This window comes from Bacillus sp. REN3 (genome assembly GCF_017912555.1).
Taxonomy (GTDB): Bacteria; Bacillota; Bacilli; order Bacillales; family Cytobacillaceae; genus Mesobacillus.
Genome location: NZ_JAERSD010000015.1, coordinates 70,125 through 94,570, shown reverse-complemented (window position 1 = coordinate 94,570; position 24,446 = coordinate 70,125). Strand labels below are relative to the sequence as shown.

The 24,446-nt window shown below is 47.6% G+C and carries 22 protein-coding genes and 1 riboswitch; of the genes, 2 read left to right on the top strand and 20 right to left on the bottom strand.

Annotated elements, in window-relative coordinates; all coding sequences use genetic code 11:
* Position 1 precedes the first annotated feature (1 nt).
* The 16 genes from JJQ88_RS14085 to JJQ88_RS14010 all read right to left on the bottom strand — a co-directional run bounded on the left by JJQ88_RS14085 (position 2) and on the right by JJQ88_RS14010 (position 13,183).
* Positions 2-715 (bottom strand): ATP-binding protein, encoded by a 714-nt coding sequence (locus tag JJQ88_RS14085; protein WP_210366679.1) that lies wholly within the window; start codon positions 713-715, stop codon positions 2-4.
* Positions 716-728: 13 nt separating this feature from the next.
* On the bottom strand, positions 729-1,235 hold the full coding sequence (locus tag JJQ88_RS14080) for an ECF transporter S component (RefSeq protein WP_349237140.1): 507 nt from the start codon (positions 1,233-1,235) through the stop codon (positions 729-731).
* Complete coding sequence (locus JJQ88_RS14075; protein ID WP_210366677.1) at positions 1,225-1,821, bottom strand: cob(I)yrinic acid a,c-diamide adenosyltransferase; 597 nt, start codon at positions 1,819-1,821, stop codon at positions 1,225-1,227. Before JJQ88_RS14075 ends, JJQ88_RS14080 begins: the two co-directional genes overlap by 11 nt.
* A gap of 13 nt (positions 1,822-1,834) precedes the next feature.
* A complete protein-coding gene (locus JJQ88_RS14070) occupies positions 1,835-2,263 on the bottom strand; it encodes a bifunctional adenosylcobinamide kinase/adenosylcobinamide-phosphate guanylyltransferase (RefSeq protein WP_210366676.1) in 429 nt (142 codons plus the stop codon).
* The gene (locus JJQ88_RS14065; protein WP_210366675.1) at positions 2,197-2,826 is read right to left on the bottom strand and encodes a histidine phosphatase family protein; all 630 of its coding nucleotides are present in this window, start codon (positions 2,824-2,826) and stop codon (positions 2,197-2,199) included. Before JJQ88_RS14065 ends, JJQ88_RS14070 begins: the two co-directional genes overlap by 67 nt.
* Positions 2,784-3,569, bottom strand: coding sequence for an adenosylcobinamide-GDP ribazoletransferase (gene cobS, locus JJQ88_RS14060; RefSeq protein WP_210366674.1), 786 nt, complete (start codon positions 3,567-3,569; stop codon positions 2,784-2,786). Before cobS ends, JJQ88_RS14065 begins: the two co-directional genes overlap by 43 nt.
* Positions 3,556-5,064, bottom strand: a complete 1,509-nt coding sequence (locus tag JJQ88_RS14055) for a cobyric acid synthase (protein ID WP_210366673.1) — start codon at positions 5,062-5,064, stop codon at positions 3,556-3,558. The genes cobS and JJQ88_RS14055 overlap by 14 nt, the downstream gene beginning before the upstream one ends.
* Positions 5,061-5,642: a bifunctional adenosylcobinamide kinase/adenosylcobinamide-phosphate guanylyltransferase gene (locus JJQ88_RS14050; protein WP_210366672.1), complete on the bottom strand. Its 582-nt coding sequence runs from the start codon at positions 5,640-5,642 to the stop codon at positions 5,061-5,063. The genes JJQ88_RS14055 and JJQ88_RS14050 overlap by 4 nt, the downstream gene beginning before the upstream one ends.
* Complete coding sequence (cobD, locus tag JJQ88_RS14045) at positions 5,621-6,700, bottom strand: threonine-phosphate decarboxylase CobD (protein ID WP_210366671.1); 1,080 nt, start codon at positions 6,698-6,700, stop codon at positions 5,621-5,623. Before cobD ends, JJQ88_RS14050 begins: the two co-directional genes overlap by 22 nt.
* Positions 6,675-7,640 (bottom strand): adenosylcobinamide-phosphate synthase CbiB, encoded by a 966-nt coding sequence (gene cbiB / locus JJQ88_RS14040; protein ID WP_210366670.1) that lies wholly within the window; start codon positions 7,638-7,640, stop codon positions 6,675-6,677. Before cbiB ends, cobD begins: the two co-directional genes overlap by 26 nt.
* The gene (locus tag JJQ88_RS14035; protein WP_246861183.1) at positions 7,637-8,359 is read right to left on the bottom strand and encodes an adenosylcobinamide amidohydrolase; all 723 of its coding nucleotides are present in this window, start codon (positions 8,357-8,359) and stop codon (positions 7,637-7,639) included. Before JJQ88_RS14035 ends, cbiB begins: the two co-directional genes overlap by 4 nt.
* A 204-nt stretch (positions 8,360-8,563) precedes the next feature.
* Positions 8,564-9,532: an ABC transporter substrate-binding protein gene (locus JJQ88_RS14030; protein WP_210366668.1), complete on the bottom strand. Its 969-nt coding sequence runs from the start codon at positions 9,530-9,532 to the stop codon at positions 8,564-8,566.
* A gap of 152 nt (positions 9,533-9,684) precedes the next feature.
* Positions 9,685-9,882, bottom strand: a riboswitch (cobalamin riboswitch).
* Positions 9,883-10,259: 377 nt separating this feature from the next.
* Complete coding sequence (locus JJQ88_RS14025) at positions 10,260-10,454, bottom strand: DUF3949 domain-containing protein (RefSeq protein ID WP_246861190.1); 195 nt, start codon at positions 10,452-10,454, stop codon at positions 10,260-10,262.
* A gap of 317 nt (positions 10,455-10,771) precedes the next feature.
* Positions 10,772-11,659, bottom strand: a complete 888-nt coding sequence (locus tag JJQ88_RS14020; RefSeq protein ID WP_210366666.1) for a proline iminopeptidase-family hydrolase — start codon at positions 11,657-11,659, stop codon at positions 10,772-10,774.
* Positions 11,660-11,671: 12 nt separating this feature from the next.
* Positions 11,672-12,598, bottom strand: coding sequence for a DMT family transporter (locus JJQ88_RS14015; RefSeq protein WP_210366665.1), 927 nt, complete (start codon positions 12,596-12,598; stop codon positions 11,672-11,674).
* A 435-nt stretch (positions 12,599-13,033) separates the two neighbouring features.
* The gene (locus JJQ88_RS14010) at positions 13,034-13,183 is read right to left on the bottom strand and encodes a hypothetical protein (RefSeq protein ID WP_210366664.1); all 150 of its coding nucleotides are present in this window, start codon (positions 13,181-13,183) and stop codon (positions 13,034-13,036) included.
* 2,340 nt (positions 13,184-15,523) lie between these two features.
* Here JJQ88_RS14010 and JJQ88_RS14005 point away from each other — a divergent pair.
* The gene (locus JJQ88_RS14005) at positions 15,524-16,840 is read left to right on the top strand and encodes an acetamidase/formamidase family protein (protein ID WP_210366697.1); all 1,317 of its coding nucleotides are present in this window, start codon (positions 15,524-15,526) and stop codon (positions 16,838-16,840) included.
* A gap of 105 nt (positions 16,841-16,945) precedes the next feature.
* Here JJQ88_RS14005 and JJQ88_RS14000 read toward each other — a convergent pair whose 3' ends face one another.
* From JJQ88_RS14000 to JJQ88_RS13985, 4 genes are all read right to left on the bottom strand, one after another.
* Positions 16,946-18,256, bottom strand: a complete 1,311-nt coding sequence (locus JJQ88_RS14000) for a helix-turn-helix domain-containing protein (protein ID WP_210366663.1) — start codon at positions 18,254-18,256, stop codon at positions 16,946-16,948.
* 393 nt (positions 18,257-18,649) lie between these two features.
* Positions 18,650-19,936 (bottom strand): M20 family metallo-hydrolase, encoded by a 1,287-nt coding sequence (locus JJQ88_RS13995; protein WP_210366662.1) that lies wholly within the window; start codon positions 19,934-19,936, stop codon positions 18,650-18,652.
* A 23-nt stretch (positions 19,937-19,959) separates the two neighbouring features.
* A complete protein-coding gene (locus tag JJQ88_RS13990) occupies positions 19,960-21,480 on the bottom strand; it encodes an AbgT family transporter (RefSeq protein ID WP_210366661.1) in 1,521 nt (506 codons plus the stop codon).
* A 10-nt stretch (positions 21,481-21,490) separates the two neighbouring features.
* Positions 21,491-22,918: a M20 family metallopeptidase gene (locus tag JJQ88_RS13985; protein ID WP_210366660.1), complete on the bottom strand. Its 1,428-nt coding sequence runs from the start codon at positions 22,916-22,918 to the stop codon at positions 21,491-21,493.
* Between the two features lie 757 nt (positions 22,919-23,675).
* Here JJQ88_RS13985 and JJQ88_RS13980 point away from each other — a divergent pair.
* Entirely contained in the window at positions 23,676-24,047 is a 372-nt protein-coding gene (locus tag JJQ88_RS13980; RefSeq protein ID WP_210366696.1) for an FAS1-like dehydratase domain-containing protein, read from the top strand.
* Positions 24,048-24,446: the final 399 nt, after the last annotated feature.

The following is a 24,446-nucleotide window of genomic DNA, read 5'->3' as shown; positions in this document are numbered from 1 at the left end:
CTCACTCCAAACATCCTATTTCATGAAAAAAACTTCCGGCTATAGATTCCATCGTGGGTCTCATTCTGCGGGGATACAAGGCAATGAAGCATGTCGAGGGGCCGGAAGATTTACGAAGGTCGATCACCGGATTCAGTATGACGAAGTTTTTTTCCGAGAACAAATTGTTCAACTCCGAGAGAATCCCCTTGGAACCAACAGGAATAATGACCACATCTTCAAGGCGGCAAATCTGGTCAAAAAGTGATAACGGGGCAATGTCCCCTTCCCTTTCGATGAGCTCCTGTCCAACAAGCGGAGAGCCAATTACGGCAATATCTGTTTGCTCATGCATAGTGATCCTGCGTTTTCCCAAGCTGTTTTTCCTTTTGCCCAACACAGTGATTCCCAGCGCAGACTGGTCAAGGGGAAAATTGCTTTCCGTGCTCCCGGTTATCTTCAAATCCTTTCTTCCCAGTTCATCCATCCCAGTATGTATCCCTTTCAGAAGAAGCTTCCAGGCATCTTCGCCGTTAAAATTCTGTACAGTGACGGCAAATGGTTCAGCTCCCGCGGACAGGCATTCCATTGCCGCCACCCTGAAAGAATAATAGGCAACCGTTTCGTAAGGGACACGGACCGCATCCCTCTCCTTCTTCCCGATGGCACCGCTGTTGTCGCAAGCAACTACAATCGATTCATCTTCATTCATCTGGATTTCTATTATATCTCTCATTTGATCCTCACTTTTATTTAAATTTTACCAATATATCCCTTTTTTTCAGAAGTGTGTTTTCCACGATCCTTGCAATCTTTGGAATGACCACAAACGCCAGTACAGCATTCAAGGTTGATCCAAGCAAAAGCGAAGGAACAATTGCCAGATAAAAAGCTTCCCCCAGGATGAACATAAATGGAACGGGAGCGGCAATGCTGTTTCCAGCAATGAACAAAAGGCTAGCCAGCCAACGTCTCCCTTTACGATACAAATGGGAATACAGGAATGCCAGCAGTGCCATTTCCATTGCGACCAGGAAATGGAGCGGGCCAAGAGGCATCCCGCCAAACAAAGCAGACAGCAGGTGGCCTAGCCCCCCAGCTGCTGCTCCAGCCGGTCCGCCAAGGAGTGCAGCGGCAAGCAATGCCGGGAATGAATCGAGAGCCACGCTTCCAATGATGGCAGGAACCTTGATTGCGGCTCCGACAGCTGAGAGAGCGGTCAGCATCGCAATCCAGGCGATTTTCTTATTGCTCACCGGCTTTTTCCTCCTTGCGCTTTCCTTCCCTGAAAACCTTTGCGCTTCGAACGTATTCGACATCATTGACATTCAGGCGGAAGTTGATGACCCTCGCAAGAGCGAAGAAATAATCCGATAGGCGGTTCAGGTATTGAAGCGCAGTTTCAGATGCATCCGGATCCGCTTTCTTTAAAGAAACGACTAATCGTTCGGCTCTCCTTGTGACAGTGCGGGCAAGGTGAATGGACGCGGACGCAGGGGAGCCGCCTGGCAGGATGAACCGTTCAAGCTCCGGAGCCTCCGCGATCAACTCGTCAATTTTCCTTTCCAGGTATTCCACCGACTGCTTTTCAAGCTTCTTTTCCCGCTTTTTCGAGACATTCGCTAAATCCCCGCCACAGTCGAACAATTCATGCTGGATTTTTTCCAGGTCCTCCAGTACATCCTCAAAAAGCGAAGGGTCCAGCTGTGTGATGGCCTGGCCGACAAAACAGTTCACCTCGTCCACAGTCCCGTAAGCATCGACACGGACATCATCCTTATCAACCCTTCCGCCAATGATACTCGTTTTTCCTTTGTCTCCTGTCCTCGTATACAACCTCATTTCAAGCACCTCTTTATTTTAATTTTTGACGGATTCCATACCAGATGATATCCGCCTGTTCTGAAGCTGCCACCATATCCTGATAAATCCATCCCGCGAGATCGCGCCATTTACGATCACCAGCGGACACTGGGACAATCCCCTTTGACATATCCGTCCCGATCAAGACAACCCTCCGCCCGCTTAGCCCCCTTTCCCATTGGGACAATGCTTCCAGCCTGGCTTGCCACTCCTCCCTGATATGCTGCAGGCCGGCCTGGGTCGCCTGCTGCTCCAGCCAGGCTTCAACTCCTTCATAAACAACGATGGGTTCCGGTCCTGGTTCCTGGATGGAATCTCCCTTATAAGCCGAAATCCATCTATGTTTTTCCCTCTCTAGCTGATAGACTTCCCTGACCCATTTGGCTTTGCCGTTAAAGGCACCTCCCGTAACGAAATGCAACGCTCTCCCCTCCTTAGGCCATCTCTCTTCCAGATTAATTCATATCCATGCCCATGAGGGATGCTCCATTCCCAAAAAACTTTTTCTTCTGGAGCATACCGGACCAGCAAATGGCGGATCACTCCGCCATGTGTGACGACAGCAGACCGTTCCAAGCCAGCGGAGAGACAAATGGCAGCTACTTTTGAAAAGCCTTGATCCACCCTGTCAGAAAACTCGGTGAACGACTCACCACACGGGAGTCTGGTCTGGAATGGAGCATGCAGCCATTTTTGATAGGCCCGATCATCCTTCAATTCCTCATAGGTCTTTCCCTCCCAGTCGCCAAAATTCATTTCCCTCAGTTCCGTCAGAGCCTCAAGAGTACAACCGGGAAAAAGGATCTTTGCTGTTTCCAGGCACCTGCCCAGATCACTGGAAAAAACATGTTCATAGTACTCTGGGCACTCCCAAAGATTCCCTTCCGGACAAAGAGGGGAATCCGTCCAGCCAAGATATGCTTTTCGCTTATTTTGCACGGTCATCCCATGACGGAATAGTGCAATAGCCACAATGTCATCCAAAGCAACACCTCCGCTCCTTCTGTACTGGCGCCAAGAAGGTCCCCTGTCATGCCGCCAAACCAACTAACGATCTTTTTCCGTAAGAACAGCACAATAAGGACTATCGCAAGGATAAAAGATCCCGCAGGCACCAGCTGGCCGCCAGCCGCCGCGAACGCAAGATAGACAAGCAAATACGCAGGATATATGAGCAGCGTCCTTCCTGAAGCGGCATTCCTGAAAAGGACCCCGAGGCCCTCGTTTCTAGCAGGTTTTACGGTGACAAGTAGAAAACCCATCGCAAGCTTACCGAAAACAGGGATCATGGCGACAAGCAGGTAGCTTTCTGTTTGGATCTTAAGGACGATCTCATAAATGAAAAAGAACTTCATGCTCAGCAGAACAAGGACGGATAAGACCCCAAAAGCGCCGACCCTTGGATCCTTCATGATTTCAAGCCTTTTTTCATGGCTGCGGTAGGAAAAAAACGCATCGCTGGCATCCATCCATCCATCAAGATGGATCCCCCCTGTCAGGATGATGGCAGCAAGCCAAACTGCAAATGCGGCTGCAAGCGAAGTGAATGGAGTCCACTCCAGGACGGCATAAAGCAGGAAAGCATAAATACCGCCCTGCAGCAGGCCGAGCAGCGGGAAGGTCCTGATGCTTTTATCCAGATGTTCCTTGTCCATCGGCAAAGCAACGTTCACCGGGATGGATGAGAAAAACTGCAGATTGATCAGGAATCCATTAAGCCATTTCATGGTGCTTCCTCCAGCTGAAGACAATCTCTTTCAGCCTTTCCCAATCGAGATGGTTTTGTAAATGTTCCGCAAGCTCGTCGTACTTTAGCTCCTTCAAGCTCCTGATGTGGATCGTGTCCTGCAAAGGGAGCCCTTTTTCCTCACGAATCCAGTTCAGCCAGCAGTTCCTCCATTCATCATTATGAAAAAGATGATGAAGATAAGTGCCGATTACACGTCCGTCTTTTCCATAATACCCTTCCTCAGTTCCATCCTCTAAAAGGAGGAGGCTTTGCCCGCCATGAGGGTGGGTAGCGGCGGTCCTTCCCAAATGGATTTCATAGCCTTGCACGATTATGTCCCTGCCAATGGAAGGAACCAGCTTTGCCACAGTTCTGACCGTCTTTTTGTCTGCTGAAAAGGTTGTCTCCGCAGGGATGATCCCAATACCATCTTCCCGGCAATGAACGGACCCCGTATCGCTCCCGAGTGGATCGGCCAGCTGCTCGCCAAGCATTTGATAGCCGCCGCATATCCCGGCAATATAGCCGCCCCTCCTGGCAAAGGACCGCATCCAATTATCGAGTCCTTCCCGTTTGAAATACTGTAAATCCCGGATTGTGCTTTTCGTCCCTGGAATGATCACCGCATCCGGGCTTCCGATTTCAGATAGCCGGGCTGCCCAGCGGATGGAAACATCCGGCTCGAAATAAAAAGGCTCGATGTCACTGTAATTGGAGATATAAGGAGGCTTGAGCACAACGATCTCGAGTCCGTCCTTATAGGCGGATGGCGGAAGAGACAGGGAGTCTTCGCCGTCAATCATGTGATTTTCCAGGAAAGGAAGCACTCCCAGAACCGGGATTCCCGTCCTGTCTTCAAGCCATTCGACTCCCTCCTCGAATAAAGAAAGATCGCCCCTGAACTTATTGATGATCACTCCCTGCACTCTCTCCCTCTCTTCCGGTGGCAGCAGCTCCAATGTTCCGACAATGCTGGCGAAAACGCCGCCCCTGTCGATGTCAGCGACGAGGACTGCCGGAATATCCGCGAGTTCAGCGACTTTCATGTTCACAAGTTCGCGTTCCTTCAGATTAATCTCGACCGGGCTGCCCGCTCCCTCCATGACAACCACTTCGAACTCTTCGGCGAGCCGGCCAAGAGCCAACCGGATCGTTTCGATTCCCTTCTCGTAAAAAGAATCCCGATATCCCCTGCCAGACAAAATCTCTTGCGCTTTTCCAAGCAGGACCACTTCTGATTGCTGATCGGATTTCGGTTTCAATAGGATCGGGTTCATCCAGACGGTTGCTTCGATTCCCGCGGCCTCTGCCTGGATACCCTGGGCTCTCCCGATTTCCTTTCCGTCCATGGTCACATAGGAGTTATTGGACATATTCTGTGACTTGAAAGGGGCTGCCTTGATGCCTTCGTTGGCGAAGGCACGGCAAATCGCGGTAGCAATCAGGCTCTTGCCTGAATCCGAAGCCGTACCAAGTACCATGATTCCTTTCACGGGGTTTCCCTTCCTTTCTTTAAAATCGGAATCCCAGATTCAACGATATAGGCGAATTTCGATTTTCGGACGATCGTTTGATGGATCTGGCCAAGCAGCCTCATGTACGTGAACACCATTTCATGATCCGCCACCGTCCCATTGAGTACCTCGTTGCTGACAACAATAAGCGTATGAGTTCTGCCGGCTATTCCTTCGATTGCGCCGGCAATTCCATTATGGACCTGCAACTGGAAATCCTCGTGTCTCCACCGATCACCGCCATGGAAAAATTCATTATTCAACAAAGTTGTCAGGCAATCAAGAAGGACCACATCGCCACATGAAAAGGAGCTGGAGAGCTCAGCCAGGTTCCTTGGCTGTTCCCATGTCGTCCAGTTTCGCCCGCTGTCCCTGCGGTCCTGTTTATGACGGATGATCCGTTCCTCCATCTCACGGTCACTCGACTGGCCTGTTGCAACATAATGGAGCTGCACGCAGCACCGCTCCGCAATATCGATGGCAAGCTTTTCGGCGAAGCTGCTCTTGCCGCTGCGGACACCTCCGCTGATGAAAATCAAAGCCGACTGCCCAGCCATCCTTCCACCTCCTCCATCAGTCTTTTGTTATCTTCAGGACTTTTGACTGCAAACCTCAGCCAGGCACCATCAAGTCCCGGAAAGTTCATAGTATGCCGTGGAATGATCCCTTGCTGCAGCAGGAACTGAAAGAAAGGCAGCTGGTCTCCCAGTGCTGGATCCTTCAATAAATAAAAGTTCGCCTTGGATGGCGAGACCTTAAGCCCTCTTTTCCTGTAAAAGTCAAAAAGCCTCTGTTTTTCTGATTCAATCAATTGAATGGTCCTTGCTATATATTGTTCACTATCAAGGCACCATTCACCTGCCTTCAATGCTATTGAATTCATGCCCCACTGCGGCTGCCAGCGGGCTAGTTCCCTTATGACCTCCGGAGCGGCCAGCAGGTAGCCAAGCCTTAATCCAGGGATAGCGAACATCTTGGTCATCGACCGGATCACCAGCAGGTTCTCATATTCTTTTATGTATGGGACAATTGGTTCGTAGCCGGGAACGAAGTCGTAGAATGCTTCATCCACGATCAGCAGGCAATCATGCTTCCTGCATTCCTCCACTAGATGCAGGATTACTCGCCGCGGAAAATAAACGCCTGTCGGGTTATTCGGGTTGCATAGGAAGAGAGCATCTGAGTTTTGGAGTTTGCTCGATAGGACACTTTCCTCCAACTCCCAGCTGCCAAGGTCCAGCTGGTGATAATGGACCTCACAGCCATTGACACTGCATGCTTCTTCATATTCCGAAAAGGCTGGCTGGACGATTACCGCCCTTTTCCCAGCAAGCAGCCTGCCGACAAGCGAAATCAGCTCCGCACCGCCATTCCCGATCAATATCCAGCTTTCCTCCAATCCTTCCTTCACAGCAATCTTCTGCCTCAGTCCAGCTCCCTTTGGATCAGGATAATCTGAGATGCGATCGAATAGCCCGACCCAATTCTTCTTTAAAAGAGCCGGCGGTCCGAGCGGATTGATATTCGCGCTGAAATCCACGTATTCCTCAGGCATCCCAAGTTTCATTGCTGCATATAAGTATTGAGGATTAGAGCCATGAGACGGCCATTTCATACAACATCCCTCCCAGCCATAACAGACTTAAAAAGATTGGCACTGTGGCATCGACAATCTCATTCACTTTTAAAATATGTTGTTTATTCAATGGGACGATTTCGTCTCCCATCACAGCCCTGATCGAAACGATGCCTTTATAATAATTCACGCCTCCGAGCTGCACACCCAAGATCGCCGCAGCCGCTGCTTCCCCCCAGCCGCTGTTCGGGCTCAGGTGTTTCTTCGCGTCCCGCAGGACTATTGTCCATGCATCGTTTCGGCTAAAATATACTGGCCGTTTGCCAATCAGCATACAGACTGCGGTCATCCTCCCCGGAATCCAATTCACCGCATCATCAAGGCGGGCGGATGCCCAGCCAAATTCAAGGTATCTTTCATTTTTGTATCCTACCATCGAATCACAAGTATTAATCGCCCGGTAAATCAAGGCAAGCGGTGCCCCACCGAGAAGCGCCCAGAAAAGCGGCGCGGTAATCCCGTCACTCGTGTTCTCGGCAACAGTTTCCACTGTCGCACGGACAATTCCCTGTTCATCCAGCCGATCGGTATCCCTGCCAACGATATAGGAAAGGTTTTGCCTTGCGTTCTCCATCTCGCCTTTTTCCAGTGGCACATATACAGTGATGGCCGCATCCTTAAGGCTTTTTTGGGCAATCGCAGTCGATGTGAGGATGGCTTCCGCGAGGATTCCTGCAACAGGATGGATTTGGAAGAAGAAGGATACCAGCAGGAAAGTCAGTCCGCCAACCGTAAACAAAACAACTGCAAGCATCGCAATGCCCTTCGTTTTTTTATGCTTCCCTTTGTTCCACATCCCCTCGAGCCGATGGATCAATGAGCCCATCCATTTAACAGGATGAGGCCAGTCCGGTGGATCGCCAATGAAAAAATCAAGGATGACTGCAATCGTGAGGGCTGCCAGATGACTGAGGATCATTTCATTCGCCTCTTCATGCTTTTCCTGATGGATTCATGTGTGCACGTAAACACACCTCTTCCAATCACCCTGCCCAGCTCTGTGATCGTTCCGGCGTAAGGAAGTTCTTTGCCACTCTGTGTAGCGGCAATCAAGATGCTGTCGGTGGAAGTGCCGGTCGCCACAGTCCCGGTCACCCGGTCAATGACTTTTAGTTCAGCCAGAGCCTTTGTCTTTGCTTCCGTCGCCGTCATAATGCTCTGGACGAAAGCCTCATCAGCCAGGGTGCCATTCACGAACACCCAGGTATTGATCGTTCCCGGAGTGAGATGGAGCGGATGCGAGTCACTATTTGACGCATCGACCGCGTTGCCTACGCCTGCGGTCACAACGATCAATACTGAAAAACCATTTCCTTCATAGAATCGATAGCTTACATCCTTAGGGAAGACAGCCGTCATCATGCCCACCGTTTCCTCCGGTTCAAAGCCACGACTCCGTAAATACTCGGCCAGTTCGCGCTGGTGGTCACTGCAGCAGTAATTCTTATTCACATGCCTGTTCACGAAGGCACTGTACAAGCCGGTTCCCGAGCCGACTACCGCAGAGGATAGCGTTTTTAAAGGGATTGGTGACGTTAAGGCAATGAATTCCTCCGACTCCTGCAGGAAGGACTCATTAATTTCAAAATGTGGCAGGCCTCCGGACTGCGTGAAAGTTCCTTTTTTCATTTCAGGCATGTTTTTACCCTTCTTTCCCGGTGATGGACCCCATACTAGTGGATCCGAATCACCAAAGCTTTTACAAAAAGGCAGAAGATACCGATCTTCTGCCATGCGGAAAATTCCTGCACCTGTTTAATCCCAGTTTTAGTAGTCTTGAACCGTGTTGGGGCTGGTTCAATCCCAGTCGGGCCATCTTTATTCATTCAATCCAGCAAAACTCTATTTAAAGACGTCTGGGTAAACGGCCTTTGCCATCTCTTCAAGTCCTTCGACAAGTCTTGGCCCTGTGCGGGTTACCTTGTCAGAATGGACATCGATGACCCTGTTTTCCTTGACAGCCTTGATTCCCTGCCAGCCTTCACGGCTCGTCACGTTCTTCACGGGATCGTTCGTGTAATAGCCGTGTGTCGTCACAATGACGTCAGGGTTGCTTTTCACGACGGCTTCAGAGTCCAACTTTGGCCAGCCATCCTGGGTCACGCTATTTTCTGCGTGAATAATCTGCAGCATTTCGTCGATGAAGTTGTTTTTACCTGCAGCATAAATCTCAGGCGCGGGTGCGACTTCGACAAATACAGACTTTTTATCTTCTTCCTTGATTCCCTTTGCTTTCGATTCAATTTCAGCAACTTTTTCCTTCATGTCGGCAACAAGCTTTTCCGCCTTTTCTTTTTCACCTGTGGCTGTACCGATCATTTCGATTGATTCGTAGACTTCTTCAAAATTTTTCGCGTCGTTCACGACCAGCACCTTGATTCCAGCATCCTCAAGCTGCTTGAAACCATCCTTGGCACTATTCATGCCTGATGCATTGCCTAGAACAAGGTCTGGCTTCAAGGAAATGACTTTCTCTATATTAAACTCCAGTCCGCCGATTTTCTCTTTTTCTGCCACTTCTTCCGGGTAGTTATCGAAATCGGAGACACCGACGATTTCTTTCTCCAGACCCAATTCATACGCGATTTCTGTGTTGCTTGGGATGACCGAAACGATTTTTTCAGGCTTCGAATCAAGGGAGATTTCCTGGCCGCGGGCATCCGTGACCGTTACCGGGAATACGCTCTTTTCTTCTTGAGCTGTTTGTTTTTCCTTGTTATCCTTCGGTTCACCGGCAGTTGAATCCCCGCAGCCAGCGAGGGCAAAAACCGCCACCAATAAAGCAATTAATAATGCATTCAGCTTCTTCATCCGACATTCCTCCAACATTCTGTTTTCATCATTCCTTATGTAGTTCCATTCCTGAAAATTAAAAAAACACCTCCATCATTATGGAGATGTTTGAATCGGTTTCCTGGAAAAATGCCAGAATCCAGCCAAACACCTCCTATCCTCGTAGGTTTGATGGTGCGAAGAATCGGGCAGGTCTCCTGGCTCATGGTCATTGCTTTCAAGCGCCTTCCCATACATACGTACAGTGGCCGATGCTTAAAGCTCCCATTCACAGTGGCGGGACCGCGTTGGAATTTCACCAACTTCCCTATTAAGTCTTCAATCCAGCTAAAGATAGATTGATAGACACCAGATCCTTAATCTATGAAATTTTCCGCTGCTGTTTATTATACACGAATGAAAAACGAACGGTATATCTTTTTGCCAATTTTATAAATAATTCTTTTAAAACAAGCAGCTTCCCAGAATTGCATCGTGTCGGTCGGAATGCTGAAAATGCCGATCCGTACTTATTTGCTGCGACTGCATTCATCAATCCGGTGGGTTAGCAAGAGTCCCCTTTCATCTTGAAGGCTGGGGCCATTGATGGGTGCCAGAGGCACTCTGTTTTTTGCAGCGGAAAACGATATGATTGATTCTATCAGGCATTTGGGTAACCCTAAGTGAAAAGGCAATCACCTTTTTCGATAGGCAGCTCAGTCCTTTTTATCGGTCTGCCGGTAAGCCGCCGAAGGAAGGTTGGGATTCACTTTCTGTTCTTTATTTTATATAGGACTGTTGCAAATAGATTGGCTAAGATAAATAATGGATTGCCTTGTGCATTGTAATGCAACTGTTGTCTTTCAAAGGGCATTCTATCGTATAGTTCATTCTGGGTGATTCCTTGTTGCACTCTTTCCTCTTCCAATTTCCTTAACTCTTTAATGTACAAGTATTGCATAGGTATCAATAACAGGGATAACAAGACATAGCCACACAACACGATCACAGAGACAGATTGAAACATGCCTTTTTCCTCCCCTTCCTTTTTTTCGGTCGCTTTTTTTACAAATATTTGTAACTTTTAATACGGAAAAGGGAGAAAGATAGTTTCGTTTTTTAATTCATGTCACAGCTTTCTTTAAAAAAACTGGGAATACACTGAATTATTTTTCTGTGATCTACTTGCTTCCATAATAACTAACCAACGTCAGGATCGGATTGATGAATATCGGTGATGGCGAAAACAAACGCTCATGTCAAACAGCAGCACTGCTTTCAGCGAATGCTGCAACCTGCATGGTCGACCTTGCGCAAAAACCCACCCACTGCCGATAGATACTCCTCCGGCTCCTCGATATAGGCCATATGGGCGCTGTTCTCGAAGACATAGAAGCTGGAGCCCTGAGTAAGGCTGCTGTAATACTTCGTTGTTTCCGGCGTTGCCTCGTCATAGCGGCCGCATGCATAGAGCGTCGGACAGACAATCTCATTCAGACGGTCTGTGCAATCGAATGTTTTCAAATTTCCCTGCACGGTAAATTCAGATGGACCCCACATGGTCTCATAAACGACCGGATTCCGATAGCTCGCGCCCTCTTGCCTCCACTTAGGGTCCATTTCTCCGCGGAAGACAAATTCCTTGCTGAAAACCTTGATTGCCCGCTTGAATTCCTCTGAATCAGTTGTGCCCTCAGCTTCGCAGCGGAGGATGGTTTCCTGGATATCTTGCGGAAGCTTTTTGATATTCCGCTTCTGATCCTGTTCCCATAAAGGCGCACTCAGGCAGGGGCTGGAAAAAACGACGCTCTTGACGCCCTCTGGATTTTCCAGTACATAGGATGCTGCAAGAGTCGTTCCCCATGAATGACCGAGAAGATGGACATTTCCGAGTCCCAAAGCTGCCCTCACCTGACCAAGTTCCTCCACAAACCGTTCAAGCTGCCAGAGGGAAAGGTCGTCCGGCCTTTCCGATTTCCCACAGCCAAGCTGATCATAAAGGATTACCGGCCGATCGGCACTCAGCTCCTTCAATCCCTTCATCGAATAAGTTGACGATCCCGGACCGCCATGGAGAACGATTACCGGAATCCCTTCAGCACCTTTATTATAGTATTCATACCAGACTCTTCCGCCTTTGACATCGATGCAGCCTTCTTCATACATCAGTATTCCCCCTCAATATCCCTTGGTTTCTTCCACCATTTGCACTGACCTCTTTTTTGATAAAGAAGAAATGAAAAGCCCTGAAAATACAAGAAGTCCTCCAACCATCTGCGGAACTGTAATCACCTCTCCAAGCCAGAAAAAAGCAAACATTGCCCCAAAAACGGGAATCAAATTCAGGAAGATGGAGGACTTTGCGGGACCGATCAGGGCGACCGCGCGGTTCCAGAGCAAGAACGAACAGACTGAGGGAAAGACACCTATGTAGAACAATGCCAGCCACTCTCCCGTATCGATTCCCTTCACCGGAACGTAGGATAGCTCGATCGCAGCTGCCGGAATCATCAGGATGAAGCCAATCGTCAAGGTGAAACCAAAAATGGCAAAGGAAGACAGCTTCCCGGATATTTTTTTGATGAAGATTGAGTATAAAGCCCACGAAATAACCGCAAGCACCATAATCAAATCACCAGTATTGAATTGCAAGGACACTAGCCGCTCGACTGATCCTTCCGTGATAACAAACAGGACGCCGGTAAAAGAAATAGCCAGTGATGCAAAATCCTTCAGTTCCAACTTGTCACCAATCAATAAGAAGGATAGGAGGAAAATGAATAGAGGACTCGTGCTGTTCAGCAAAGCCGAATTAATGGCCGTCGTATAATTGAGGGCCCAGTACAGCAAGAGATTAAAGCCGATGACCCCTGTAATCGACAGGAACAAAAGCAGTTTGAAGTGTTTCCTGAAAGCAGGCATTTCCTCCTTGAATAGCCTGATCAAAAAAGGGGAAACTATGAGAACCGAAATGGCCAGCCTGATGAAGGAAATGGTCACTGGAGGGAGAGCACCGGAAAGGAACTTCCCGGCCACCGCATTCCCGCCCCAGAACAATGAAGCTCCAACCAAAAGCAGATATGGAAAATTGCTGAGTTTTTTCATTGGATTTGTACCTCCTTCCCTTCATGTTTTTTACCGCTTTTAAACAACCGGCATAAACGCTATGGACTAAACTTGCGGCAATAAGGATCCCAAGAACAACGGAATCCGATCCCGCTTAATGAAAATGAGCTTATGGAAAAAAGCGCGGAATGGCAGAAGTCCTAAATCAGCCTAATACGAACCAGAGCAAATCACGCTGTGCACGCGGTTACCCCATCCACGTTTCCGCCAATCCCAATACCCCTGCAGCGACAAGAATGAAACGGGACGACAGCAAATGGATTGCTGTTTAAAATGGCTTCGCCGATCCGAAACATCTATCCTGCCACAAGCCTTCCGACAAGCATTATAAACATTCTAGCATAAATATCCATACTTGCAGCACGGCAATAAAAAAAGAAGCCTTACCGCAAGGAAGGCTTCTTGGAAATCGAATTAATGAACGCGAATGGTCTCATGGATGTCCTGATCATGATGAACCCTGGTATGCTTAGACTCAATCCTTTCAAACTCATTCATCTCTTCTACAGGATACATGTCACCAAACAGCCAGTTCTTCACTTCAAAAATAAAATCGGTAAACATCATGATTCCTCCCACTAGGGTAATAACTTTCTACACTTTCATTATACATGTGAAACTCTTCACATGGAAGCGTTTGCTAAATAGGCGGAATAGCAAAAGTATACAGAATATAGAAACGTCTTAATTCGTTTATTCCCCCCTTTCCTTTTCAGTAAAAAATGCACCATGCCATCCACCAAAGGAGCATTTTCACTATAAGCTAAGCGGGTGAAACTTAGTCCCCACGACAATTATTTTAAAAGCTATTTTCGTAAACTTTGTTGCGGTAATTGCTGCTCCAGGCTGCCCCTTTCCTCGGGGCGGGTTGAGCCTCCCCTGCGTGGGATCTCAATTTCCCAGCCGATCATGCCGGATTACCGCACCTTCCATACCGATCAATCTTTTCGAACTGAATGGTTCCGAAAATAACAATCTTTTAGAAAACAACCCTTTCAAAAGAATCCATCGTCTAGGGAGAATGATCGCGAACACCTTTGGAGACGCGGTGAGTGGTGAAAGGTAAGGCAAGAGCAGGATGCGATCCCTTTGGGGGTGCTAGAAGCAGTAGAAGGTAACGCAAGCGCGGGATGCACTCCCTTTGGATGTGCTGTGAGTAGTGAAAGGTAACGAATGAGCAGGATGCACTCCCTTTGGAGACGCCGGGAGTGGTGAAAGGTAACGAATGAGCAGGATGCACTCCCTTTGGAGGTGCTGGAAGCAGTGAAAGGTAACGCAAGCGCTGGATGCACTCCCTTTGGAGGTGCTGTGAGTAGTGAAAGGTAACGAATGAGCGCGATGCACTCCCTTTGGAGGTGCTGTAAGTAGTGAAAGGTAACGAATGAGCAGGATGCACTCCCTTTGGAGGTGCTGGAAGCAGTGAAAGGTAACGCAAGAGCAGGATGCACTCCCTTTGGGGACGCGGTGAGTGGTGAAAGGTAACGCAAGAGCGCGACGCACTCCCTTTGGGGACGCGGTGAGTGGTGAAAGGTAACGAATGAGCCGTATGCACTCCCTTTGGAGGTGCTGGAAGCAGTGAAAGGTAACGCAAGCGCTGGATGCACTCCCTTTGGAGGTGCTGTGAGTAGTGAAAGGTAACGAATGAGCGCGATGCACTCCCTTTGGAGGTGCTGTAAGTAGTGAAAGGTAACGAATGAGCAGGATGCACTCCCTTTGGAGGTGCTGGAAGCAGTGAAAGGTAACGCAAGAGCAGGATGCACTCCCTTTGGAGGTGCTGTGAGTAGTGAAAGGTAACGAATGAGCGCGATGCACTCCCTTTGGAGGTGCTGTAAGTAGTGAAAGGTAACGAATGAGCAGGTTGCACTCCCTTTGGAGGTGCTGGAAGCAGTGAAAGGTAACGAATGAGCAGGATGCACTCCCTTTGGAGACGCTGGAAGCAGTGAAAGGTAACGCAAGAGCGCGATGCACTCCCTTTGGAGGTGCTGGAAGCAGTGAAAGGTAACGCAAGAGCCGTATGCACTCCCTTTGGAGGTGCTGGAAGCAGTGAAAGGTAACGCATGAGCGCGATGCACTCCCTTTGGAGGTGCTGGAAGCAGTGAAAGGTAACGCATGAGCAGGATGCACTCCCTTTGGAGCTGCTGGAAGCAGTGAAAGGTAACGAAAGCGCAGGATGCACTCCCTTTGGAGGTGCCGGGAGTGGTGAAAGGTAGCGAATGAGCAGGATGCACTCCCTTTGGAGCTGCTGGAAGCAGTGAAAGGTAACGCATGAGCGGGATGCACTCCCTTTGGAGCCGCCGGGAGTAGTGAAAGGTAACAGAAGAGCAGGATGCACTCCCTTTGGAGCCGCTGTAAGCAGTGAAAGGTAACGAATGAGCAGGTTGCACTCCCTTTGGAGGTGCTGGAAGCAGTGAAAGGTAACGAATGAGCGCGATGCACTCCCTTTGGAGACGCCGGGAGTGGTGAAAGGTAACGAATGAGCAGGATGCACTCCCTTTGGAGACGCTGTAAGTGGTGAAAGGTAACGCATGAGCCGTATGCACTCCCTTTGGAGACGCTGGAAGCAGTGAAAGGTAACGCAAGAGCGCGATGCACTCCCTTTGGAGACGCTGGAAGCAGTGGAAGGTAACGAATGAGCGCGATGCACTCCCTTTGGAGACGCTGGAAGCAGTGAAAGGTAACGCAAGCGCAGGATGCACTCCCTTTGGAGGTGTATACAATACATAACCCCACATAACCCTCTTTTAGTATTGATATTTCAACGACTATAAGAAATTCACTACAAACCGATCAGATGCATCATAGGAAATTTGTCTGGGTAACGCGTTATATTGAAAACGTTTTCATGGTATAACTAAGCAGATAAGCCTATAATGAAGGAAGGAACAAAAAATTCGGAAAGGATGAATAGTTGTGAAAGAAGCTCAGCAAACGGTTTATGTGAATGAATTTACAAATGGTATTCTTGATCCGGAACAGGAGATGCTTGGTCCTGTAAAAAATGGCGGCCACATTATTGCCAACACAACACCAGGGTGTTGGGGCCCGATGATCACACCTTGCATCCGAGGGGGACATGAGGTAACAAAGCCGGTGTTTGTCGAAGGAGCGGAAGTTGGGGATGCGGTCGCGATCAGGATAAAATCCATCCAGGTCACCTCCCTCGGCACTTCATCGGGAAATGATAAGCCGGTCGAAGGCAGGTTTGTTGGAGATCCATTTGTTGCCGTAAAATGTCCTGGCTGCGGAGAGCTTTACCCTGATACTAAAGTTGTCGGCACTGGCCCAGAATCAGTTCGCTGCAGCAAATGCGACACGGATGTCACTCCTTTTGTCTTTACAAATGGCTATACGATTGCGTTCGACTCCAACAGACAGGTAGGTGTGACCCTGCATAAGGAAGCGGCGGAAGAAGCCGCCATGCAAGGACGTTCCTTTATGAACACTCCGGAAAAATCGGTTCAGAATCCGATTGTAGCCTTCGCCCCTCATGATCTTGTCGGCACGGTCGCAAGGCTGCGTCCGTTTCTTGGCCAGCTGGGCACAACTCCTGGGAGGGCATTGCCAGATTCCCATAACGCGGGAGACTTTGGCCAATTCCTGATTGATGCTCCTCACGAATACGGCATTACAAAAGAGCAGCTTCAAGACCGCACCGATGGCCATATGGACATTAACAGAGTCCGGGAAGGAGCGATCCTGATTTGTCCTGTTAAAGTAAAAGGCGGCGGAGTCTATATCGGGGACATGCATGCGATGCAAGGGGACGGGGAGATCGCAGGCCATACAGCGGATGTTGCAGGCATTGTCACCCTGCAGACAATCGTCTTGAAAGGGCTGGACATTGAAGGTCCGATCCTGCTTCCTGTCGGCGAGGACCTTCCTTACCTGGCAAAACCAATTACGAAAAAAGAAAAGGAATCGGCACTGAATGTTGCCGGACAATGGGGTGTCCGCAAACTGGAAGAATCACTGCCGATCTCTTTCGTTGGCACCGGGGCAAACCTGAATGAAGCAACTGAAAATGGCTTGAAACGTGCTGCTGACCTTTTCGGGATATCCGTGCCAGAAGTCATGAACAGAGCCACCATTACAGGTTCCATCGAAATCGGGCGCCATCCAGGTGTGGTTACGGTTACCTTCCTCGCCCCAGTCAGCTACCTGGATCAATTGGGGTTAACGGATTTAGTCAGGAGCCAATATCTTGACCTTTTGGAAAAATAGAACTAAGAAAAACGGACAGGTGGGCTTTCATGCTCCCTGTCTGTTTTCTTAGTCATGAATTCCATTCCGTTTCATTTCTGCATGATCAGCCGTTCGCTTGAAATCCTACAATAACAGCTCGTACACTTTACGCGGCCTTCCACGCTGGCCAGGCTGTTCCTCTCCGACAACCTTCGCCAACCCGAGCCGCTCGAGTTCGGCAAGGATCCTTCTGGAATTGCGTTCGGTTCTTTTTAGCCATCTCGAAATTTCCTGAGCTGTCACGTTGTTTTTTTTGTAATGTCTTGCAAGGTATTCGATTTTGGCAACGACTGCAAGGCTAATCTTTGCATCTTTGAACCGTTCTTCCCATTCCTCACCCCATTTACGCTGCCCGAAGGATAGATTCAGATTTCCGCTTTCCTCGTTGTGTTCTTGAATCTGCTTTTTTTCATCGACACTGATCACCGTGGATGAATGATGATCTCTGGCATACTGAAGGGCAAGCCTGACATTTTGTTCTGCGTCGTATGCTGTCAGTCCGTATCCAATTCCAATCCGGACCTTCAGCTTGCTATTGATTTCCGCTTCATTTATGAGCGAGTACACGGAGGACTCCTGAAAATGGATATCCATTTCTCCTCTAGTCGTATAGATAAAAAACAATCCGTCCCCGATTTGGACAAATGATCCTTGCACTTTTTCAGCGTGATCAAGCATTACCTGCTTAATCTCCAATTCCTGCCGTTTCATTTCATAAGTGAAATACCGCTCTTCAAGGGAACTGGTTGAATGGATGACTTCAAGGCCCATGATGGCAATCTGTGATCTCTTATAAAAATCGGATTGGCCTCTTTCCCTTAAATAGCGTAAAACCAGCTTAATGGCAATTGGAGAGGGAATGACACGGTAACAAGGAATCCCCTTTTCCTTCAGCGACTCGCATACCTCCTGTAAACAGGTAAACGCGATCTCTGTCTTTCCTTCTTCATACAACTTTTGATGAAACCCGATGATTTCCTTTGCTGGTTTATATTCATCATAAGAATAAGAATAAATGTTCAAATCGCCTAAAAAATAGGTGTTTCTCAGTGCGTCCAGCTCTGACTGCTTAATGGTATCCAGGCTGGCATTTTTAAATCCGCCTGTCTTTATATATGCTTCAAGGAGGATGCCCAGCAAGCTTGAGCCGTACAGTGGGGGATACTGGGCATTTTCTTCACTGATCAATCCTCTAGAACGGGCATAATAGTATGGGGCTTGCCCTGAAAAAAACCACAAATCGGTATCTGCTTCATGTTCCCTAATGATCTCTTCTGTTTCTTTCGTCTCTTTGTAAATGTACGGGATCATTTCCAGCCCTTCATGTTCATGACCCTGTGCGAGTATATGCCCGACAGAGTCCTCTGGACCCACTACCCCTACGCGGATTTTCATTCTTTTTCACCTGCTTCTCTTTATATGCTTGCTTCATTTTCTATATATTGCGCGATCATTCCTGTCCCCATTTGTATGTCTTCAAGTATGACGTCTTTTCTTGGTGGTGGCTAATGCCATTGCGGCACGGAATGAATAATAGTTCTGCTGGCCATTTTACCGGCATGTTCATGACATCATGGCAGGACTGCATTTTTTAATAAAAGTGCTTTAAAACCCAAGGGCTCTCCCATATTCCGCAGCCTAATCCCTCACTTCATTCTCCAGGAAGAGGAATGGTTTATTGACAAGTGTCACCACTTCTATTTTAACACCAAAGGAACTTAAGAGCTGATTGCATTTTCCCCGATCCATTCTTTTGCAAGATTGAAAAATGAGGCAGATCTCTCTGCCTCATTCTTGATTCCCATTTAATTCCCTGATCGATTCAAAAAGGACATTAATGGCTGCCATCATGGCACTTTCGTTGAAATCAAATTTCTCATTGTGATGGCCGGCTGCAAGCTCTGTTCCAAACACACAGTAGGTTGCCTGCCCGCCGTTTTGCTGTACTCTTTCAATGAAGAAGGTTGCGTCCTCTGAACCTGCAGAAGAATGGTCTTCAAGGATGCTCTTTTTCAAATATGGGGATTCCTGTGCACAAGCATGCAGGACCTCCGCCAGTTCTGTCGACCCTTTGGCACTGATTGCCTCGCCTACAGTCTCGATCTCGTAATCTACCCCAAACATTTGAGCCGCCCCGGCGATTACGGCTTCCGCCTGGGACTTGACGTATTCGTTGATTTTCGTCGTTTCCCCGCGTGTTTCAACCTTTAAAAATGCTTTGTCAGCAATGATGTTACGGCCGGAACCAGCATGCATTTCCCCCACATTCATACGGGTCGCCCCTTCTGAGTGCCGTGGAATGGCATATATATTCAATGCAGCTGAAGCAGCTGCCAGCAGCGCATTTTTTCCTTCTTCCGGCTTTCCACCAGCATGTGAAGCAACTCCTCTAAAAGTAATGTCAAGTTTAGAAGTGGCTAAAAATCCATTCTTTGAAGCAACAAAATGCCCATCTGGTACTCCTATGCCAACATGAATTGCGATAAAATAATCGACATCGTCCACAACATTTGCCTCCACCATCGAACGCGCGCCACGGGTTCCCTCCTCTGCCGGCTGGAAGATCAATTTGATTTTACCCTTGAGGCTGTCCTTATTCCCAGCAATCAATTCTGCCAGTCCCAGCCCGATGCTTGTATGGGCATCATGGCCGCAGGCATGCATTTTAGATGGAATGATGGATCTGAATCCCTCCCTTTGCGGAACATGGCTGTCTTCGTTTGATTCATTTATATCCAAGGCATCCATATCCACACGCACTGCGGTGGTCGGCCCTTCCTTCCCCGTATCCATTGTGGCCACAATGCCGGTAAACCCTTCTGAAAAAGGTTGGATATATTCTTTTTTCGCTCCATTTTCAAGTGCCCACTGATAGTGCGCCACTATCTCTGCTTTTTCAGGCTTTCCCATGCAATGTGCCTCTGACATCACCTCTTTGCCCATGGCAAGCTCATAGCCAAGTTCATCAAGGATTGAAGCAACAATGGAAGCTGTCCTCATTTCCAGGAAGCCTCCTTCAGGATAGCGGTGAAAATCGCGGCGCCATTCGATTAATTTACTTTCAATGTTATCCATCTATTATCACATCCTGGCTGCTATTAGAGATAAGGACCGATTCCAGGCCCAAACGGAATATTAAAGAAGACAAAGATTAAAATCATGATGATCCAGGTCAGCAAGAAACTGATCGAATAAGGAAGCATCAAGGCAATGAATGTCCCGATTCCAGCTTTTTTGTCATACTTTTGCATGAATGACAGCGTGATCACCATATATGGCATCAGCGGAGTCACGATATTCGTGGATGAATCCGCCACACGGTAAGCCACCTGTGTAAAGGCAGGATGGTAGCCAAGTTGCATGAACATTGGCACGAAAACCGGCGCTTCAAGAGCCCATTTTGCCGAACCAGAGGTAATCAGGAAGTTGAGTGCTGCCGTGAAGACAATATAGGCAAGGATCAGCCCGATTCCGGTGAACTCTATATCTTTTAAGAATTCTGCACCGTTCACCGCAACCCATGTCGCAATATTGGACCAGCTGAAGTAAGCGATAAATTGTGAAATGGCGAAGATCAAGACAATATAAGATGATAGATCCTTCATCGATTCAGCCATGTAATGGGAAAGATCCCTGCTGCTCTTAATCTTTCCAACTGTAATTCCATACACGGTACCGACGGTGATAAAGAAGAACAGGATAATCGGGATAATGCCATCAAGGAATGGAGATGGAACAAGACCGCCATCCTCATTGGTAAGCGGGCTATCCGGAATCAGGATCGCCCCGATAATCACGGCAATGTATATGGCCCCTGCAATGGTGGCATTCAGGAAAGCCCTTCCAGCATTCGGCGGATTCTCGGATACAGCTTCCTCAACCTCTTCCCCTTTATACTCGCCCAGCCGCGGCTCAATGAATCTCGTTGTGATCAGTCCGCCAACGATGGTAAGGACAAAGACGGAAACGATATTAAAATACCAGTTATCGACCGGTGTTACGACAAGATCATCATTGATGATCTGCGCGGCCTCTGTCGAAATGCCTGCCAGCAAGGCGTCTGTGCCTGCAATCAGCAGGTTTGCCGTGAAGCCTGCACCCGCTGCTGCGTATCCTGCAGCCAAACCAGCAATTGGATTGCGGCCAACTTTATAAAAGACCATTGCGGCAAGCGGAGGAATAAGAACCATCGCTGCATCTGAAGCAATATTTCCCATGATACCGACAAATACAACAGAATAGGTGATTAAGGCCGGCGGTGATTTTAAAATGGTTTTCTTGATCGCATAATCCAGCATGCCGACTTTCTCCGCTAGGCCAATCCCAAGCATCATGGAAAGGACGAGACCCAGCGGCGCAAATCCAGTAAAGTTCTCGAGCATGGATGTCAAGATATACTGTAAACCTTCTCCCGATGCCAGGTTTTTGACTGGCATCTCCTTGCCTGTTCCCGGGTGTACAACGGTCGCATCAAACATGCTGAAAATAGCTGAAACAATGATAATCAGGACTGCAAGGGCTGCAAACAAAATAACTGGGTCCGGAAGCTTGTTTCCGACAGTTTCAATCCCATTGAGGAATCGCTCGGCGAATCCCCTTTTCTTTTTTTCTCCTGCCATATTCTCCCTCCTATTTTAAAGTTGATGGCTTCACATCTTCAGGTATCGGACATGTGTAAGGATTGGCCTTCCTAAATTCATTGAATTCATGTTTAACAGAATCCAGCACTACCTTGTCAGTCAGAAGTTTAATAGCTGTCAAAGCCATCGCTTCCGCTGCGCGAAGCATTCCTTTATGGGCGTAGCTGCTGATCCCCTGCGTGGTCATTTGCCAAGTGTGCAGTGGCGTTCCCAAGGCCGAAGTCGATGCGGTCAACTGAGCAGTCGGAACAACCCAGCTGACATCGGATACGTCTGTCGATCCGGCAAAAATTTCATCAGAAGGTTCATATGGCGAAATGGTTTCGGCCAGATATTTACCTTCAAATTCCTTTCCGTCGCCCTTGTATCCAAACCCTTTTAAAATCTCCAAATAGCTTTCTTTTTCACCCTCTGACAGCGAGGACCAAATTTTCTGGGCAAATTCACTTTCTTCAACGGCCGGTTTTTCGATGCCAGCTTCCAGGAAACTTTCATAGAGAACTTTTTCAAGGCTCCGATTCGGGATATAATTCGAACAGGCTTTATCGAACTCAATCGAAAGCTCTGTCTCCGTCATCAAAGCTGCACCTTCGGCAATCTTGCAAACCCGTCTGTAAATCTCATCCACTTGTTGGACCTTTGGCGCCCGAATGAGATACAGCACTTCAGCATTTGCCTGGACGACATTTGGCGAGTTGCCGCCTGTATTCGTGATCGCGTAGTGAATTCTTGCTTCCTGGATGATATGCTCCCGAAGATAGTTCACGCCAACGTTCATCAACTCAACTGCATCAAGGGCACTCCGTCCGAGGTGAGGCGAGTTTGCGGCATGTGAAGACAAGCCTTTGAACCTGAAATAAATTTGATAGTTTGCCAGACTTGTAAGGCTCATAATGCTGTTCCCAGGCGACGGATGCCAGGTTAACGCGGCATCCACCCCGGCAAACACCCCTGCCCGGACCATGAATGTCTTTCCGGAACCGCCTTCTTCTCCCGGACATCCAAAAAACTTAACAGTCCCAGGGAGCTTGTGCTCTTCAAGATACTTTTTTGCGGCACATGCAGCAGCAAAAGCGCCTGCTCCCAACAGATTATGGCCGCAGCCATGGCCCACATCCAGTTCTGTTGGTTCGAATGAGGTCTTGTTTGGCACCTGCCCCAAACCGGATAATGCATCAAACTCCCCCAGGAACCCGATTACCGGGTAAGCGCTTCCAAAAGTCGCTACAAAGGCTGTCTCCATATTCCCTGCGTTTCTTTCAACATGGAACCCCGCTTTTTCACACTCGGTAGCTAAAAACTCCGCACATGAATACTCTTCGAATCTAGTTTCCGGATGACCGTATACATACTCGCTAATACCTTCAAAAACCCCTTTGTTTTCTTCCAGGTATGCTTTCGCAAAGTTGTTTGGCATAGAGTCCTCCTTAAAAAATTCTGTTTCGCTCTGATACATGACCAATTATCAGTAACAACTCAGCACTGGCAATAACCAGATTTTCAGGTAAAACTTTATTTCGGAATTTTTCCGTTTATTTACCTTAAATATTATTATACAAATGTTATTAGAAAATTCAAACAAAATTTCATGCTACTAAACTCCTGTTTTAGGGAACTTTATGATATTAACGTAACCAGCAGAACTCAAAATGGAGAAAGTCGAGATGGATGGGTAGCTGAGGGGTAATGTGGGTAAGAAAGAGGAATGGAAATGGACTGGTTATCCCCCGACTTTTGCTCTAATTCTTCGTTGAATACAACAAGAACCTCAAAAGAGTTCTTTTTCCCATTCGTTTTATCTATTACCTTTCACCAGCTAACCTTCTCGCGAACTCCCTCTTCCTTCTTTCCGTTTCGTTATTTTTCCTCTCGTGATCATCGACAGACCGTGATAGACCAGCTCAGGCATATCTCCAAAAAATCAGCCAGTTCTTCACACTTTAAGTATTCATGCAGCACCTCAAAGAGTGTCATGCTTATCTTCCCGATACAAACTGTTTTGGCGGGATGTATATTAAATCTATATTTTAAAAATTTTATATTTGCATACTTGTATGACAGTCTTTCTTGAACTAATTGTTCAAAAAGGTTCAGCTGAAAAAGTTGAATGAATAACCACTCATTCCTGTGTTATAATCAATAGACAGAAAATTTAAAATACGGAGTGTTTTTGGATAAAAACTGGTGATGTTTACACATGGGAAAGAACTTTTACAAAAGATGAGGTAGTAGAGTTCGGGATAATTTCCGGAGATCAAGGCAGGCATCATATTGAACCCGATGAAAATGGACGGTTAATGGTTCAAGGGTTATTAACTGCAAGCATAGGAACGAAGATTGGCGGGGATTTAAACTATATTGACAGAGAGATGGTAAGTGAATTTATTCGACCGGTTATTACGGGAGATACTATTACATGTAAAATAATCCTTACAAAAGTTGAGCAATCTGAAGGGTTTAAAACTGTGGCTATGGAGACGGTATATCATAATCAAAATGGAAATGTTGTACTTAAGGGTTCAAGCCATGGAATCATCAGAGATTAAGAAAAATAATCATTTCAGACTTGATAACAAACAGTCTTTTTAACTACATGCTCACCCGCTGTTTTAAACCATCTCTGAGATCCGGTTGCGGGTGAGCTTATTATATTTTGTTGCCTGTTTGGTTATCAGTCACTTTCTCTCCCCTCCCCTTTTTGACTTCATCCCTCGAATTGTAATGAAAATTCTGTTAATATTTAAAAACTCAATTTTCCACACCCCCTTTCCAAATAATTGATATAATTATCCTAGAAAAAGAAAAAAAGGGGGAAAAGAAAATTAGGATTCTTAAATTCATCTTCCTGATCATTGGCCTTTTATTTCTGTTGTTATTGACCATCGTAACCCCGATCGGATTAATTGGCTTGGCGATTTACCTTATTGGCTTCTGGCTGTCCAGTC